Source organism: Chitinimonas violaceus (assembly GCF_052601015.1).
The window spans coordinates 1-231 of record NZ_JBQXDJ010000356.1 but is presented as its reverse complement, the minus strand read 5'-3'; the positions used below and the strand labels follow the sequence as shown (position 1 = coordinate 231).

Here is a 231-nt window from a genome sequence, read left to right as displayed (position 1 = left end):
GGACACTGGCCGTTTCTCGTGGTGGTTTCTATGCCTGGCTTAAACGTCCACCTAGTCGACGGGCTCAGGAGAACGAATGGTTGCGAGTGGCAATCCGTGCGGCACACAACAAAACACGCCGAACCTATAGTGCAAGACGCCTACAAATCGAGCTGGCTGCCGAAGGGATCGTGGCGGGTCGGGATCGGATAGCGCGACTACGTCGCGAAGACGGCATTTGCTGCATCCAGC

General features: G+C 58.0%; 1 protein-coding gene. It reads left to right on the top strand.

Features of this window, described 5'->3' with window-relative positions; genetic code table 11:
• The coding region (locus ACUHMQ_RS21710) for an IS3 family transposase (RefSeq protein ID WP_445297453.1) at nt 1-231 on the top strand (231 nt) is incomplete at both ends.